We start from the raw sequence: 17,712 nt of genomic DNA on the forward strand, positions 1-17,712 counted from the left end.
GCATCTTGAATACTGTTTTTATGGGACATGGACTCCGATGGTAGTGCATGTGGGGGGAATTTTAATGCCCGTTGATCCCGTGCATTTGAACTCATCACTCCCAAAGGCATTCCCTGAACTTGCGTCATAAACAACAGGAAGTTAACCATGGTCAGGCCATCCCTGCCGTACGCCTTACTCGTGTGCGTAGCCATGTTCGCCAATGGATGTGCAATCCACTCGGCTCCTCCAACTGTCACGGTTTGGAACAAGCTTGGCATCCCACAGGCATTTGATGCCGCGAACGCTAACTGGGTTAACCGTCGTGGTAACAACCCGCAGCGGGAACGCACTCCTCCGCTGAAGCGTATTGCGGATCCGGCTAACCTGGAATCGCCTAATCCGGCGATCAAGGCTGCCGCCGAAATCAAGGCCGAAGAAGATCTCGCACCACAGAAAATCAAGGCTTTGAAGTATCTCGCGACCATCGGTTGCGGTTGTTACGACAAAGAAGGCAAGGTGGAAGCCGCTCTGCTGGCTGGCCTGAACGACTGCACCGAAGAAGTGCGTAAGACGGCTGCCGAGACTGTTCTGGAATTGGTGGGCAAATGCTGCTGCCACGACGGATGTGGCAATAACTGCTGCACCGAAAAGATTCAAGAGAAGCTGCAGGACATGGCCTACGGCGAGACCGACGGATGTTGGCACGAACCTTCGGCTGAAGTCCGAGCGATCGCTATGCAAGCCCTGTCGGCATGTCCACCCATCAGCGTGGTACCTACCGAAGACGAAAATCGTGAGACGGTTCCGACTCCGCCGGTTCCTGGTCGCGAAACGGCTCCAGGTGCAGGCGAACCACTGCCACCGATCCCACCACCGACGCCAATGGAAGCCTCGAACTCGAAGCTGCAAAACGCAGAGTTCGTTTCGCTGCCTGCCGCTATGGTCAAGGCTCCGGAAACCAACTTCTATGCCCCGATCAACGTAGGATTCGCTGGCGAATTTCCTGCCCAGGTCGTCAAGAAGTCGGAAGTGAAGACTGTCTCGGCTCAAGAAGTTTCGACGAAGACTCCACTGGTGGTCCACGATCAGCCAGAAAGCTCCTTCATCGTTCCTGAAGTGCCAGCCGCGAAAGAACCTGTCGTCGTGAGCACGAAGGTCGAATTCGTCCTGGATCATTCCAAGATGGCCGTCATGCACATGCCTAAGACAGCCAAAGTCGCCGCCGGCGAAGTGTTGGCCATTCAAATTCACAGCCGCCGCGGTGATCACACGATCGACGGCAAGGTGAAGGTGATGAAGATCGACGGGAGCCTCGTGCATGTCAGCCCAGTTGATGGATTGGCTCTGCGAGTTCTGCGACCAGGTAGCACGATCTCGATCGCTCGCTAGACGATCTGCTTCCGCAAGTAAGAATGCCATCAAACGCCACGTCATTGGCTATCCAAGACGTGGCGTTTTGCTTTCTTGTCGCCCCAGGTCAGTGTTCTGGGTCTATGTTTTTAGAGAATCTCGCTCTCCTGGGTACTGTTTATCTGGTAACCTCGATGGAAAGGCATTGGGATTGTTTTACAATCACCGCCAGAGAACGAGTGCGACCGAGAATCGATGACTCCCATATGCAATAGATAGGAGCTAGGCGAGTATCATGGCCGATTGGCGTGAAGGTAAGAGTAAACCGAAGTCCAAAAGCAAACCGGCCAGTTCTCCTCCGCCTGCTTCCAAGGCTCCCAAAGATCCTTCTGATTGGCGTGGTCGCAAAAAGCACGAACAAGCAGCAGGAGGTCATCGTTCCGATAAGACGTATCTCCAAGAGAACAAGCCGAAGGGGCCGAAGCATATCGGCATTCTCAACCTTCTGCTGTTTGCCTTGGTACTACTGGTTGGCTCGTTCATCGCCATTATTGGCTGCCAACCGACCAAGACCCCGATGATGCACCTGGCCACGTTCGAGCATGATGACTCGTTGTGGGGCCCCAATGCGTTTGCCCAAGAGGATCGCAGCAACTTCACGCTCTCGATGGAAGACTCGGCGAGCAACATCGAACTGGTCGCTGGACAAGGAATGGCTGCCGGCGCCGAACAGAAGAAGCCTTGGACCAATCTGAACGACTCCGAATTCACGTCTGCCGTGACGAAATACCTGGATATCGCCAATGGCCCAGGAGGACCTCGGCCCGGTGGCTGGATCTTCTATTTAAGTTGCCATGGCGTGACCAACTTCGATGGCGTTCCCTACCTGGTGGCAAAGAACAGCCAGGCCCTTTCTCCCGAGAAGCCGGAAGCCAACGCCAAACTAGTTCCCCTGGAATCAGTCCTCCGCGCGATCGCCGATCACCCGAAGGTGAAGAAGCACCCGAAGTCCTATAAGCTTTTGGTCTTCGACATCGGACGTATGGAGTCTCAATGGTCGGCCAACCGTCTCTTTAATGACTTTCCCTCTTCCGCACAGTTGTTGGCCAAAACGCTGCCGCAAGACATTCAACTCTCGAACACTTATCTTCTGCTGTCCAATAGCGATGGACAAAAGTCGTGGGCCAATCCGTACGAAGGAGGCTCCAATTTCGGCCTCTTCTTCGGTCGCGGATTGATGGGTGCGGCCAACGAGATGGCCTCGTCGGTAGACGACGACAGCGTTTCCCTCGCAGAGATGGAAGCGTACCTGACCAAGAATGTCGACGACTGGGCTGTCCAGCATCGCAACTCCCGCCAGGTTCCTGTCTTGATTCCGATTGGGCAATCTCCTGGCGCTGCCAATGTGCTGCTAAGCCGAGTCGGCGATGCCAAATTCCAGATTAGTCCCAACAGTGCCGCCGGTTCGACCACTTCCGACCAGGAGCGCCTGGCGCAGCTCTGGGATGCGTTGCAACTTCTCGGAGATCATGGTGCTCTGAGGTTGGCACCTTATCGATTCAGCTTGATTCAATACGACCTGATCCGAGCCGAAAGTCTTGCGGAGTCTGGTGTCGCCTATCAATCAGAACTGACGCAAAGCCTGAAGGCCTTGAACAAGTCGATCGACAACTTGGCCATGACGCTCGCCCAGTACGATACCGGGGCGAAAAGCGCCATCATGAACTCGCAGCTGCCGTATTATCAGGGAAGCAGCTTACAGCGCGATCTGGCCGAAGCCGAGCCTTTCCCGGTCAGCAGCCTGGCCTGCTGGCGGTCGACGAACCCAGGCCCGCTTACCAAGATCCCTACGCTCGCAGAATTGAAAGCCAACGCAGACAAGATCGAGGAAGAATCCAAAGACAAAGAGATTCCCACCGACAAAAGAACGAAGCCGCTGGTTTGCGAAGACTACTACGCCGCAGCAGAGTTCCTGCTGGATCATTACACGACCGAAAACCAGCGGGACATGACCCCCGCGAATATCAATTTGATCTTGGAATACTTGCGTTCAGCTCCGAACTCGCCGGTTAAAGGTGAAAACGAAGGCATGCATGTCATCGAGATCGAGTTTCTCGCGATGCTGCGTGACTTCTTCCAAACGCTGGAGACGAACTTTGGCATCGAAGCGACGTCCTATGATGCGACGGACTATCGCAATGCCATGGTCGACGCTCTGGCCTGTCGTCGTCGCATGGAAAAGATCGCCTTCGTCGAAGACCAACGCGTTTTCCCCTGGCTCGAGCAAGGGCTCGACAACGCCGACGAAACACGTCGCGAAGCCGAAGACCGCTTGTTCGCTCTACAGCCCAAGAAGACCATCGAACTGATTCAACCGTTGGCCGACGGGTCGAAGGGGCTAGAAGCTCTAGAAAAGAAAAAGGCCCGCCTGATCGAAGCCTATGTAGTGGTCGACAGCGTCAGGGCATCTGCTCCGTTCTTGCTTTCGTGGCTGACCCATCATCCCTACCCCAATGCCGATCGTCAGCTGCGTATGGGACAGGTAACCGCTGCCATCGAGAAAACCCACGAACTGGCAGATGCCCTCACACCACGAAAGCTGGAAGGCGAGAGTCGTCCTGACTATACCAAGGTGCCCGTTCCCGAGCAGGCATTAATCGATGAGATCACCCAAAACTACAGCGATGTGGTTCGTTTCCTGAATCGTGAGTCGCAAGACATCATCGATGCCCAAGGTGGCAAGGATCGTTCCGATTCGGAAACGCTACTGGAAATCTACAACCTGTTGCGAGTTCGCTTCGTCGCGAAGCTGACTCCTTCGATGACGACCTACGATCGAAATTCACTGCGGGCTAAGAAGCAGTCGATCCTGGGGCAGTCGTTAGGCAACGTCAACGTCAAGCCGGACTCGATGAGCCCGTTGATTCTGGGGCTGTCCTCGTACGAGAAAGGCCCATGGCAATTGGCCATGAACCAAGCCGGCGGTCCTTCTGATTACCGCATCGCCCCGCTCAGCCCGGATCGTGAGGCGAATGCCCAGTTGCTTTTGAAAGACACTGGCGCAGTAGTTCTGTTTGCTGAAAAGGTGGTCGAGCAGGCACTGGAAAGCTCGCTGGCTCCGACGCGCGAGATTGAATCGTTTCCGAGTGCTCCGAATGCTGCCGAGGCAACCGCATTTACCGGTTTGGTTGTCCGCAACCGTTCTCGCGTGGATGGCAATGTGAAGACGCCTTCCCAGATCGAATTCCGTATTCAGCGGAAGGAACACCTGGCCTGGTCGGCCAATCGGGCGATGGAAGATTTCTGGGGCAATAACTCCCTCAATCCTTACTTCGACCGGCTCTCGCAAAGCTTTCTCGAACCCTTCAGCCTTGAGTCGGCGAATGCTCCTAGTGAACTGTCTGGCAAGGTCATCAATCGGCTCAGTACGCTACGAAAAGACTATAGCCGTTGGGTCGAAGTCGGTAACCCGCCCGAGTCGATCAACGACTCTTCCGACGATATCAAACATAAGATGACCATTCATTATCCGCAGTCGATCCCCGCCGGCATCTCCGCGATCGACTTGCTGGTCGACGAAGGGAAAGCAATCGCCGTCGCAGACTCCAGCGGTCAGGTCGAGCCGAGTCATCCGTTTGACACGCAGCCGGTGGGTCTCTACCAGGCACAGCGTCCCTTCGAGCAGATCATCAAAACTAAGCAGGTCTTGCAGACCACGGCCCGTACCGAGCGGATTCGTTTTCGTGGCAATGCCCGGCGTTTCCCACTTCAGATCTCAGGTACGCAACGACCAGATAGCATTACCCAGGTTGTTGACATCAATCCCTTCCCATTTCGTCAGCCTACCGTCTCGGTGACAGGCGAGCTGTCTGGTACTGCGGACGTGATCTTCATCCTGGATTGCTCGGCGACCATGGCGAAAACGGTTCCCGGCAATCCACCAGCTTCACGCATGAGCGTTGCCAAGGGTGTGCTCAAAGATATCCTGGGAACGATGGCGAGTCCCAAGGGGCAGTTCCGTGTCCTCACCTATGCGTTTGGCAGCCGAGTTGGCTGGGATGCCAACAACAAGGCAATCCAGCGACCTGGTGTTGATGTGCCTGCGGGAATCGTGCCGGCAAATGACGTCATGGCATTGGTGAATCAGAATCTGACGCCGCTGCTCAATCGTGCTCCGCAACGAAATGAACCCGGCGTGGATGTCGCCCGCATTCAGGACGAAATTGAAGGCCTGGAAGCGTTCGGCGAAACTCCCCTCTACTATTCGATCTATCAAGCCCTGCAAAAGGTCGACCCCAGCAAGCCAACCCAGATCATCGTCATCACCGATGGTGCGAACGACCAGGCCGATGATCCCGCAGGCCGGCCATTCCGCACCAGTGCGATCAATCTGATCGATGAACTAGAAAAGCCCAAGTATCGCAACACCCAGCTGCAAGTCGTAGGATTCGCCTTGGGACAACAGGCACGCAACCTGGAGACCGATCCTAATTCCAAACCGCCTGCGAATACGCTGACTGAGATTGCCTGGCTAGCGAAGAACCGCGGACGGGGTGGCTTCCTGCCTGCCGACCAACAGATTGAGCTAAAGCGGCGCATCGAGGAGTTGATTAAGACCAAGATTTACTTCTCGGTTCAGCGAACCGACGATCCCAAAGAGCCTGTCCCCTACGATTTCGGGGCCATCTGGTACGCCAAGGATCGCTTCGATGATCGCCGGCATGACTATACCGTGCGCGAACTCCACACGGACGATACAGCAAAAATCCAGCTGCGTGGTGGCGAAAAGGTCCGCCTGGCATACGACGGGAAGCTCAAGCAACTAGTGTTCATCGATGACCCAGCTGAGGAAGCCGCCCAGGCCAATATTTCGGTCAATGATGCTCTGAAATACGACGGCGAGTACGTGGCTCGGATCCTCAATTTCCAAGCGCCGGACCCTGATACTGGCACGCTGGAAATTCCGACCCGTCTCGAGAACACCAACAACACACACTTCACGGTCCGTCCCTTCCATATCTGGGCCGAGATCGTACCGAGCGTGACCAACGCGTTCAGTCCCAACGAAGTTTTCGAGACGCGGTACTTCAGTGATGTACTGCTACGAAATGAAACGCAGTTTCCGGAATTCTTGATTCGCTTGAATCAGTGGCAGCCGGCGGCCAAGTGGGCGCGTGTAAAGATTTACACCCAGCTCGAGAAGCCGATCAAGCCGAAGAAGACCATCTCGCTGAGGGATCTGCTGGTCAACAATGTCACCAACAGTGGCGCCGACTTCGAGTCAGGCAATTTCAAGGTCGAGTCCTCGACGAGCCTGGATCAATACAAGTACCACATTGTGGTGCGGGTTGATCCAGGAACGCAGGGAATTCAGCCTCATCATGTCGGCATCACGCCATCTCCGCCGCGAATTCAGCGAACGTACACCCTCGCAGGGGATGGTAGCAAAGAGATCCTGAATATCACCCATCGATTCATGTACGAAAGCAAGACCGACGTCGAAGCGGCGGCCGATCCGAGAATCGATATCTGGACGCGGGAACAATTGACCACAGGGGCTCCGTCCTTCTCGGTCGACGTGCAAATCCCTAAATGGTGATAGTCTCGCTCGGCATCATGAGTTGAGTTAATGCTATTGCGACACTTGAGTTCGGCCGTTCTGTCAGTTGCGTTCCGACTGCGATCGGAACACCGGTCTTTAGCCGCCAGTGCGCCCAGATCCCGGCATAAACCGGGCGTTCGATGCTTGCCACAAGCTATTAAATGACAACGCTTTAAGGACGCCCGCTGGATTCTCTTACCCAGCGGAAAATGTTTTCCCAGATTCTTTCTGAAAACCACGCAACGATTTCCGGGATGCGCCGTAAACCTAGGTACATTCAGGGGAAGCGAGGCCAACCTGAGTTCAAAACACAGGGGTTTCGCATTGGACAGAAGAGCCAAAGCCGATTCCATCGTTCCATCTAACACATTTTCACGATTTTGAGGGAGAGTTAAGTAATGGCTGGTTACATCTTTTTCGACGCCATTCCTGGGGAAAGCACCGATTCGGAACACAAGAACTGGATCAACCTGTTGTCGGTGAGCGAGGCTATTTCTCGCATGGTGCAGCGTGGTAAGTCGGGTTCGTCGCGTAACGTGCAAAGTGCCGTCTTCGACGACCTGGTCTGTGTCAAAGAACTGGACAAGTCGACTCCAAAGATCATCGAGTCGGTCGCTTCCGGTAAGGTTCACCCGGTCGTCAAGCTCGACCTGTGCCAATCGCTGGGTGACAAGGGCAAGCGTCTGCCTTACTTCCAGTTCGAGTTGAAGAACGTGATCGTCACCAGCTACAGCTTCAGTGCTGCGGTTGACGACGATGGTACCGTGCCAACAGAATCGTTCGGCCTGAACTTTGAAGAAGGCAAGTGGACCTACAATCAGTACGGTAAGGACGGATCGAACCAAGGTAAAGTCGAAGCCACCTGGAAGGTGGAAGAAGGCACTACCTAGTCCGATCGCGGATCAGCGACGCAGGGGAATCGCAATTCGCGCTCCCCTGCGTTTTTGCATTCGCACTGGGCACGAACGTCAAGCCAACGCACCTTATCCAGATCGTTGGTTTTCTTACAGCTAAACCACCTCGGGCGTTCCACCGACCATGAATCAAGCACAAGAGCACCGCGCATTTGCCCTCGAAGACAGCTTGGGGGAGGATTTCTTTCTCTTGTCGTACACGGGGAACGAGGGGATCTCGAGACTGTTTAACTATCAGCTTTCGTTGGTATCTCGCCGAGAGAATCTGGAGCACAAGCCAGAAGAAATCATCAACAAGGAAGCCAAGATCCGCTTCTCTTACGGCGACAACGAAAAACGCTACATCAAAGGTTACATCAATCGTTTCTCGTCCGATTATCAGCCTGGCACCATGGCGCAGTTCAACGCCGAAATGGTTCCGTGGCTCTGGTTTCTGACGCAAACGTCCGACTGCCGAATCTTCGAAGATAAAACCATTCCGGAAATCATCGAAGACGTCTTTAACAGCGAACCGATCAGTAGCATTGCAAAATTCAGCACCAATCTGCAGAAGAACTATCCGAAGCTCGAGTACTGCGTGCAATACCGCGAGACCGACTTCAACTTCGTCAGCCGCCTGATGGAAGAAGCAGGTATTTTCTACTTCTTCGACAACTCAGGAGATGGTTCGAACAGCGATAAGTTGATTCTCGCCGATAACGCCCAGGCGTATTTCGATACGGCCGAGAAAGACGCCATCCAACGTACATCGTCGGCCGGAACGCACGGATACGAGTCCGAGATTCTCGATTGGGAACATCGCTACGAATTCGTCTCGGGCAAGTGGACCCATTCCGATCACACCTTTAAAGAACCCTACGAGAACTTCGAGAAGAACTCGGAGACGAAGATCAGCAACCAGCTTAGCTCGGACTTCAAGAAGTACGAACTGTATGATCACCCAGGCGACTTCGTCGACTCGAAGTCTTCGGGCAATGCCAGTTCGCAGTCGACCGAACTCTCGAAGGTTCGCATGGGCGAAGAGGAGGTTGTGTTTGATCGTGTCGTAGCTACGAGCGACTGTACTACCTTCGCTCCCGGCGGGAAATTCACGCTCAACTCCAAACGCGTTCCAGCAGACGACGGCAAGACGTTCGCGATCATTTCGATTCAACACACCGGATCGAACGCGAGCTATACCACCGGTTCTGAGTCGGGAACGGAATACAGCAATACCTTCACGTGTATCCCGGAAGACGCGATCTACAATCCGCCCCGTACCACGCCAAAGCCGATGGTGGCCGGTATCCAAACGGCAACTGTCGTGGGTCCGGACGGTGAAGAAATTCATACCGATGAATACGCGCGAATTAAGTGCCTGTTCCATTGGGCTCGGCCTAAGAACAAGAATCGCAAGAAGCCTGACACTGAAATCTCGTGCTGGGTACGTGTTGCTCAGGCGTCTGCCGGAAAAAAGTGGGGCTTCCTCTCGATACCGCGTATTGGCCAAGAGGTTGTTGTCGACTTTTTAGACGGCAATCCCGATCGACCGCTCGTTGTCGGGTCGGTTTACAACGAGATCCAGAAGACGGCATACAACCTTCCGGACGACAAAGCCAAGACGTATTTCAAGACCAACAGTACGCCTGGTGGTGATGGATTCAACGAACTCTTCTTCGACGACAAAGCGGAGAAAGAGCGGATTTTTCTACACGCCCAGAAGGACTTGGATGTCCGCGTGCGTAATGACTCGCGTAACCGCACCTACGGCAATCGTTCGCAGATCATTGGTTGGGAAAAAGACGGAGACAAAGGCGGTTCCCAGCGGGAAATGATTTACCAAGACAAAGAGATCAACGTCAAACGTCATCAGATCGAGCACATCGAAGGCAATCATCAAATGATGATTGGTAATGGCGAAGAGCCTTCGGGTGGCAACCTGGCAATCGTTATCGAAAAGAATGTGGGAATCCTGATCGGGCAAGAGGGTTCAGGCCTGACCAACGAAGGGGACTCCAAGACCTGGATCAAAGGCTCGCAGGATATATCGGTCGATAAGGACTGGCGGCAAAGCTCCAAGTCGCTTCATATCAGCGTCGACAACGCCTACAACTCGAAGGCCACCGACATCAGCACCGAAGCCCAGATGGATCTCCAATCCAAGGCCGGCATGAACATGAACTACGGTGCTGGTATGGACCTGAATCTGAAGGGCGGCATGAACGTCAACATCGAAGCTGGTCTGAGCCTTTCGCTGAAGGTTGGTGGTAACTTCATCAACATCAACCCAGGCGGCGTCTTCATTCAGGGAACGTTGGTGAATATCAACAGCGGTGGCTCGGCAACGTCCGCGGCCGACGCCAGTCCCGCTTCGCCTGATTCACCGGTCAAACCAGAACAGAACGTTGAAGAAGCCGCTCCGACTGAACCAGACATGGCTCACAATGAAGAAACCGGCTTCAAGTCCGCACCTGATTAATGGTCTTTGCAGAAGAGGTAACTCATGCCGCCAGCAGCTCGAATTAGCGACATGCACACTTGTCCGATGGTCAACCCAGGCCCTGTCCCACATGTTGGCGGGCCGGTGTGCATGGGATCGCCCAACGTGATTATTGGTTTCATGCCGGCGGCTCGCGTTGGCGACATGGCTGTCTGTGTTGGTCCGCCAGACGTCATCGCCAAAGGTTCGATGACGGTCATGATTGGCTGCATGCCAGCGGCACGACTTGGCGACAGTACCGCTCACGGCGGCGTCATTACCGTAGGTTTTCCGCAAGTGATGATCGGCGGATAGCAGAGATCTTCTCGAGAATACGATCTCTGCCCAGATGCTTCCTTCTGTGGGTCAAACCCAAACGGGAATTAACCAACCAGTTCTGGTGGGCAAGGCAAGCCAAGCGTTCGCCAGGTACGGATCTCGGAATCGTTCTTAAAGATGACCCATCGGGCTCCACGTTCGATCTCTAGCAACACGGCCGAGATACCTTCCAGGAAACCATAGTTGGTGTATTGACCATCCGAATAGAGATGGTTCAACAGCTGAGCCGGGCTCGACAATTCATTGGTCAAGCGATACGCCAGACTCATGAACTCCAACTTGTTCAAGCGACTTGCCATACAGATCAGGGCATCTTGGCCCCACGTATGACGCAAGATCCCATGGAACGCAACGGCGTCTCGCTTGGGAATCAAAAGCTGGGTACTCGAAATCTGTACGGCCCCAGCCGAGATGGCTTCGTTGTAGAAACTCGGCTGTTGCTGTGTCTGCAAGCGACCGAAATTGACAATCGCGTAGAGGAATCGGTTTTGACCAATAAAGTCCGCGACGTCCGTCGGTGGTTTTACTTCGTTACGCGGGCAGAAGTAAGTCATGCCCGACGGTGCCATCCGCGTTTCGTAACGCATCTGCAGGCCCCTGGACAACTCTGCCGCCGACAACGATCGTTGAGGCAATGCTGGGCCACCAGAGACACTTCCAGTGGGCTGAGGAGGCATCGCAGGCTTCGCCTGCTCGTTGGCCCCTGCGGCACCGGGGATCTGTACAGAACGACGACCAGGGTAATCACTTCCCAAGCCAGCGTTTCGACGAACGTCCTTGAAGGAGTGACTGCTTAGTCGTGGATAGTTTTTCACGGTCTTCGAATCGTGCGTGCTAGCAGCCTGGAAGAACGGATTGTTCTCCGGCGCGATCGATTCGGTATTCTCGTAATCGAACTGAGGGGCATTCGTGCCTGTGCGGGACGTGCCTGGTGCTACCGGAGGAATGCCGCCGACACTGGAACCGGGCAAATCATTCACAGCGACGACTTGGAACTGAGTCTTGCCAGCAACGATGACATCACCATCGTGCAGCTCCAAAGCAGATCCGACCTTGGCCCCGTTCACAAAAGTCCCATTGCGACTCTGAAGGTCTTTCAGAACCAGCCCATCCGACTCGCGAGCGATCGAGAAGTGAAGGCCTGATAGATGTGGATCATCCGGGACCGTCAGGTCAGAGCGCGTAGTGCGACCGATACGGATCGTCTGACCCGGATCAAGCCATACACGACGGCTGCCAGAATTCATTGAGTAGATTTGAAGCGCGAAACGCAAGGGAAAACTCTCCATGAGCGACTGAGAACGCTTGCCCGCATATTCTCGTTTATCGCTATTTTAATTATCCAACAAGAGAGATTTCTCATACCAGAATTTTCCCACTTTTCCGGCCTGTTTTGGGAAAATTGCATGAAATTGGCAAGGATTCTTCCTTACACATCGCATCACGTCGATGCATAGTTGCTATCGCTGCGTGGCTGGCACCTCTGCGGAGGCAACCGTGTCCTTCTCGGGTACCAGACCTTCTGCCAGATTGTCCGGCAGATTGGTCGTAAACCAGAGAATGGCACTTCGATCCAACGATGACGTCAACAGCAGTTCACTGTTAGGTGAAAAGACAATCGACGAAATTTCTTTTCGATGTCCCTTCAATGGCACAAATTGTTGAACGTGCAACTCGCCGGTTGGTCCTTCTTGGCCGCCCATGCCAGCATCAGCCTTCGGTCGATCGACAAACCAAACGGTCAACGATCCGTCGAAGCTTCCCGTAACCAATCGATCACCATTAGCAGAGAACGCGGCGCCGGTGACATCGGTCGAATGCCCTTCGAGCATACGCGGCTCCGTCGTTGCCAATTCTGCTAGCGGAATGTCGGCCCACAATCGAACGCCCGTATCGCTACTAGTCGCAGCGAAACGGGTACCGCTCTTGGATGCCGTGAGACATCGATAATGTCCCGCATGGCTGGCAAAAGCTTCGCCGATTGGCTTCCAAGTTTCTGTCTCGACCAGGTTCAACGAACCGACCAGTTTCTCTCCAACATCGGCGTCGGGTTTCATTTGGCTGGTGGCAACCATCAACGCCGGCTTCGGCTGCGAGGGTGCCCATGCCAAAGCATCGATCGATGCGCCTTGGTATGGCAACGTTTGCACGGTACTCTTCTTGGCCAAATCGAAGACGGTAACCTCGCCTGCGGTTCCGCCTACCGCCAACAGATCGCCCGTTAGTGCTGCAGCCTGAATCGTTTGATACTCAGCGTCATATTGATCGATGACTTTCCCCGACTTGGCATCCCAAACACGGACAAGTCCGTCGATATGAACCGTTAAGACCTGCTGGTCTTTGTTGTAGAAATCGCAGAAGATCACCGCCCGTGAAGGTGCCAATCGAGCAAGACTTTTCGCCGTGGAAGTATTCCACACTTCGATATCACGATTGCTAAACCCAACCAGAATCTCGTCTGGAGATCCTGGCATCACTTCGACCTGACCAACTTCCCGCGAAGCCGTGCTGCTCGCATCGGTTCCCTCACGCGAGTATGCCAGAATCTCGCTCTCCGGCTTGGCAATTTCCCAGCGTGCGATATCACGGTCGCCTGGTTTGTGCTGCTGGACGAAGTATACGACCTTGTTGTCGTTAGAAACCGATGGATAGGCAGCAACGCCATCGCACTGAACCGAACCGATTGGTTGCTGTGGACTGTCCAACGCATACAAGCTGACTTGAGACTTCGTATTCCTAGGATCGCCTGATTGGGAACCGGTGTAATTCGTATAGGCGATTGCTACATGGGATAGGTCAGGCGACAAGTCGAAATGCAAGTACCGCAGGTTGCTTTCCGAAGTCGGGAATTCATGAATCACCTTGCGATTCTTGAAATCGACCACCGAAACGCGACCCGTCCCTTGTCCCGGATGGTACCCCAGCAAAATGACATCGTCCGATCGAAACTCCATTTGTAGTACCGGATCGGAATCGGAATTCCAGATCTCAGCGGCCAACTTGGTATCAGTGGCAGCTGGCATCGGAAATACGCGGATACCATTGGGGCTTCGCATTGCGAAGTAGTTTCCGCTCGGAGCAACCACCAAGTCGAGAATCTGCTTGGCTTCCACTTGGCTTTGGACATTAAAGACCGATTCGCCCTTGGCATTGGCGGCACGGATCATAGTCTTCTCTGCCCCTTGTCCATCCTTGACCATGTCGACAAAGAGAAACCGATCGGTCTTGGGAACGACGGCAACCTGGTACGAGTTCGCCAGCGTCTGTCGTTTCCAGAGGATTTGCTTGGATGCAATATCCCAAACGGCAACCCCGACATCGGCATCGGCCGTCACAAGATGCTTGCCGTCTCCTAGCGGCAGCATGGCCGACTTCTGGGCAACGTTCTGCCGAGTCCAATCTCCGACAACCAGTTCTTGGAGCGGCTTTTCGCTGTTCGTGTTACTGTTCCAGATCCAAGCACGTCCTCCTCGGTCACCGGTGACAAACTCGTTCCCACTTCCCGAGAAGCTCGCCCAGAGGACACTCTCGTCGAGATCCAACTCCAATTGGTCTTGGTAAGTTTCGTAGTTCCAGAATCGAGAAGTCTTGTCTTCAGAAACAGAAACAAGAGTCGGTTGATTGAGATGCACAGCACAATCGAGAACGGCTCCCTGATGGCCTCGCAATGTTTTGTAGTCTGACAACGCATTTGAGGAGGGATCGAATCGCAACAGCTTGACCGAACCATCCGACAACGCAACCAACATCAGGTTCTTGCGTCGGTCGAAGTGCAGCTGATTGACTTGGGAAGGAAGCGTGTAGACGATCTCGTCCAGCTTGCTGGGGCCTCCCCACAGTCTGAGGCTACCGTCGGCCATGGCAATCACGGTCAGGTCGTTGGTCAGATAGACACAGTGAGTGGCACGATCGTCGAGTTGCAGGACCCCAATTTCCTTATATGACCCGTCGGTCGGCAACCGCTTGACGCGGTATTCACCCTGCGATTCCTGGGTGTGAAGGTACTCTTTTCCATCAGGCGAAATGGCTAAATCGAACACGCTGCCAACATTGATTAGCGCACGGGCACCATTTGCTTGCTTCGCATTGAGCTTGAAACAGCGTCCACTAACGGCAACAAATACCGATCCGCTATTATCCGGCACAAACTCAATAGCGCTGACCGCCGGATAGGTCGAATATGGATTGAGGTCTTTCAATGGCACCACCTTAGGAGCACCTTGAAGATCCCAGACCTGCAGGTACTTTTGTGAATGATCGGTACCAATCCACAGTTGCTTTCCATCGTTTGAGAACTGAAGCGCCGTGATGCGGCACTCGGGCAAATCCACGTGTTTAGGCATGACGCCTGGTGCCACGGCATCTTGCGTGGGATAGACGTAGACGCCTTCTCCATTGGTGCCGATGGCTGTCCACTGGCCGTCAGGGGAAATGACGACCGATGTGGCCGCCTCTTTGAACGCGATGTGTGGAACGTCCGGATGGCAAAGGTAGGCGAGGTGTTTCCATTCCCAGCCGCGGTATGCTGCCGGAACTTGGTCCAAAAGACTCAGAGCCGACGAGATGTCGTTGGACTCGACCTTGGACTGGGCGAGCCCAACGGAAGCAAACATACCAGCGAACGTGGCACGGTTACGTTCCTGCTCCACCGTGACCAAGGCCGTTTGCAGATCTTTCGTCTGTTTCTGCAGCTGAGCATTCTGTCCCTCGATCGTTTTGGCGTTCATTGCCAACTCGTCGTTGGCCTTGGTAATCTCTTCGTTGGCTTTGGTAATATTGGCCACAGCAACGTCCAATTTTTCATTGGTTGCTTTGAGCGTGTCTCTTTCGCTTGCCAAGTCCTTTGCCAAACCCTCGGCTTTTGTGCGTGCTTTCTGTGCGACATCGCGCTGCTTGGTGGCTTCTAGTTCTGCAGTGATGGCCTTTTGATACAGGCCGTTGATGATGACCAGACCGGCTCCAGCACCAATCAAGGCAAAAAGCAGCGAGCCGACGGCCACATAGCGGGCAAACTTCGCATTCCGAGCCGTCCGTTCCGCGTCCGCTTTGGCCGCAACCAGGTCTTGGTAGATGGGGGCTTCGTCGGGATCGGTCGGATTGACCAGTTGCAGCCCAAGGTCGTAGTCGGCCTTCTTCAGGGCACACTTGGCATATTCCTGCCGGGCTTCATGAATACCACGATCGGCAGCGTCGTTCTCGCCCCACAGCTTGAGGGCATCCTCGAACCCAAACATCGCGCGCGAGAAGAGCTCGTAATTCTCGGTCTCTTTCGCGGTTTCAAGTTCCTGTTGGGCTGTATTGGTAAGCTCGATACTCTGGGCCGTTGCCTGGTACTTGCGAACTTCTTCCTGCAGCAGCGCCACCGAATTGAATCGCAGCTTAGGCGAGGTGGCCATGGCCTTCAAAGCGATATTCTTCAGCCGACTGGTCGAGTCCGAACGAACAATGACATTCTGAGCGGCAGCGACCAGGCATTCGGTAATCGTCGATGCGGCGTGCGGCGGAAAGCCGGTGACGATTTCATAGAGCATCGCCCCGAGCAGATAAACATCGCTGCACTTGCCAATGCGGTCCAAGGGGCCCTTGGCCATTTCCGGCGACATGTATGCCGGCGTGCCCCCCATCGTAAACTCTTCTTTGCGATTTAAATCGACGGCCAAACCCCAGTCCATGACGAGCACTTCACCGTACTCGCCGAGCATGACGTTCTCAGGCTTCAAGTCACGATGGATAACGTTTTTGGAATGGGCAAACGCGACCGCATCGGCCACCTTCAAGAAGATTTCAAGATTCTCCGCTTCCGTCTTGTTGCGAACCACCTTGTGCCATTCGGTACCGGTCACACATTTCATGGAGTAGAAAAGCGTGCCATCTTCCGTTTGGCCGAGTTCATGAATCGGAACGATATTCGGATGGTCGAGCACACCGGTAATAACGGCTTCACTCAAAAACTTCGCGCGATCGTCATCGCGCTGCCCGATATCCCGTTTCAAAGTTTTGACGGCAACACGGCGCCTCAGGGACTTTTGCTTGGCCGCATAGACGACCCCCATCCCCCCTTTGCCGATCTGATTGATAATCGCGTAGTCGGACCCTTCTTCCTGATCAGAAAGAACACGACGACGCAAGTCGACGCCCAACTCCTTCGCCTTGCTGACGGTCGCCGTGCGCATCGTCTGCATGGGCGAGCCTTCACCGGTACCCCAAAAGCGTTTGACGTCGCTCGGGGAAAGGGGCTTCGAGCCAAACGTGACGTGCAAGTCTTCCCCGCCGCCAGGGCTATCGCCAATGTCAATGGTCTGCTGATTGTCGTCAGTTAACTGAAACGCCATCGTCTGCGCGGTTCGATTGACGTCGTCCTTGGACGAATCGAGATCGAGCGTCTGCATCGAATCGACACTTCCACCAGGAGGAAGATCGATCGTTTGCTGAACGTGGACATCGCCAGACTCATTTTCATCGAGGTTGATTGTCTGATTGGGATCTTCCCCGCCGGTTACCTTTTCAGGCACGATCGTGGCATTGGTATCTTCGCCACCTAGTTGAATCGTTTGACCAGCGTCTTCCTCATCGGCGCCCATGAACTCTTGACCAACGTCGGCGCCGTCAGGCAAGTCGATCGTTTGGTTGATATCCGTCTCTGGCTGGCCTTCCTCACGCTCCAGTTGAATGGTTTGCCCACCAGACGGTTCGGGAGCAGATTCTGTATCGTCAGAATGATCGTCTAAGCCTTCGCTATCGATATTGAGCGTGGCCGAGTTCTCCTGCGGATTATCCTCTGCCGACGCGTCTCCCCATTTCGCATCGCAGTACGGACAGAAGCCCGCCGATTGCTGAAAATCTGGTAGTTCGGCCTGACAACTTGGGCACTTGAATGTCGACATGAAGCTATATCCCCCAATTCGTTGCGCGCACCTACACTCGAACCCAGGCACTACGGCTGGATGGCGACGCCTTTTCTCGATCCTAACTCAATTCTAGTTCGGGTGAATTAAGGATCTCAAAGAAAGTTTGATGATAACGCGCCGCGAGTCCATTCCCAAGGAAATGGACTCGCCAGATCGTCT

General features: G+C 54.3%; 7 protein-coding genes. 5 read left to right on the forward strand and 2 right to left on the reverse strand.

Annotated features, from left to right (window positions below; all coding sequences use genetic code 11):
• Window positions 1-147 precede the first annotated feature (147 nt).
• The 5 genes from PSR63_RS06685 (at window position 148) to PSR63_RS06705 (ending at window position 10,621) form a co-directional block, all read left to right on the forward strand.
• Window positions 148-1,371, forward strand: coding sequence for a hypothetical protein (locus PSR63_RS06685; RefSeq protein ID WP_274331815.1), 1,224 nt, complete (start codon window positions 148-150; stop codon window positions 1,369-1,371).
• 256 nt (window positions 1,372-1,627) lie between these two features.
• A complete protein-coding gene (locus PSR63_RS06690; protein WP_274331817.1) occupies window positions 1,628-6,931 on the forward strand; it encodes a hypothetical protein in 5,304 nt (1,767 codons plus the stop codon).
• Window positions 6,932-7,332: 401 nt separating this feature from the next.
• Window positions 7,333-7,824: an Hcp family type VI secretion system effector gene (locus PSR63_RS06695; RefSeq protein ID WP_274331819.1), complete on the forward strand. Its 492-nt coding sequence runs from the start codon at window positions 7,333-7,335 to the stop codon at window positions 7,822-7,824.
• A gap of 148 nt (window positions 7,825-7,972) precedes the next feature.
• Complete coding sequence (locus PSR63_RS06700) at window positions 7,973-10,306, forward strand: type VI secretion system Vgr family protein (RefSeq protein WP_274331820.1); 2,334 nt, start codon at window positions 7,973-7,975, stop codon at window positions 10,304-10,306.
• A 24-nt stretch (window positions 10,307-10,330) separates the two neighbouring features.
• Window positions 10,331-10,621, forward strand: coding sequence for a PAAR domain-containing protein (locus PSR63_RS06705; RefSeq protein ID WP_274331822.1), 291 nt, complete (start codon window positions 10,331-10,333; stop codon window positions 10,619-10,621).
• 68 nt (window positions 10,622-10,689) lie between these two features.
• On the opposite strand, the gene PSR63_RS06710 is transcribed toward PSR63_RS06705, so the two are convergent.
• Window positions 10,690-11,919: an FHA domain-containing protein gene (locus PSR63_RS06710; RefSeq protein WP_274331823.1), complete on the reverse strand. Its 1,230-nt coding sequence runs from the start codon at window positions 11,917-11,919 to the stop codon at window positions 10,690-10,692.
• Between the two features lie 186 nt (window positions 11,920-12,105).
• Window positions 12,106-17,529 (reverse strand): WD40 repeat domain-containing serine/threonine-protein kinase, encoded by a 5,424-nt coding sequence (locus tag PSR63_RS06715; RefSeq protein WP_274331825.1) that lies wholly within the window; start codon window positions 17,527-17,529, stop codon window positions 12,106-12,108.
• Window positions 17,530-17,712: the final 183 nt, after the last annotated feature.

It is taken from the genome of Bremerella sp. P1 (assembly GCF_028748185.1).
Classification (GTDB): Bacteria; Planctomycetota; Planctomycetia; order Pirellulales; family Pirellulaceae; genus Bremerella.

Coding starts and splice junctions, on each gene's coding strand:
- PSR63_RS06700 (WP_274331820.1), top strand. CDS start 7,973: ATGAATCAAGCACAAGAGCACCGCGCATTTGCCCTCGAAGACAGCTTG.
- PSR63_RS06690 (WP_274331817.1), top strand. CDS start 1,628: ATGGCCGATTGGCGTGAAGGTAAGAGTAAACCGAAGTCCAAAAGCAAA.
- PSR63_RS06695 (WP_274331819.1), top strand. CDS start 7,333: ATGGCTGGTTACATCTTTTTCGACGCCATTCCTGGGGAAAGCACCGAT.
- PSR63_RS06705 (WP_274331822.1), top strand. CDS start 10,331: ATGCCGCCAGCAGCTCGAATTAGCGACATGCACACTTGTCCGATGGTC.
- PSR63_RS06685 (WP_274331815.1), top strand. CDS start 148: ATGGTCAGGCCATCCCTGCCGTACGCCTTACTCGTGTGCGTAGCCATG.
- PSR63_RS06715 (WP_274331825.1), bottom strand. CDS start 17,529: ATGTCGACATTCAAGTGCCCAAGTTGTCAGGCCGAACTACCAGATTTT.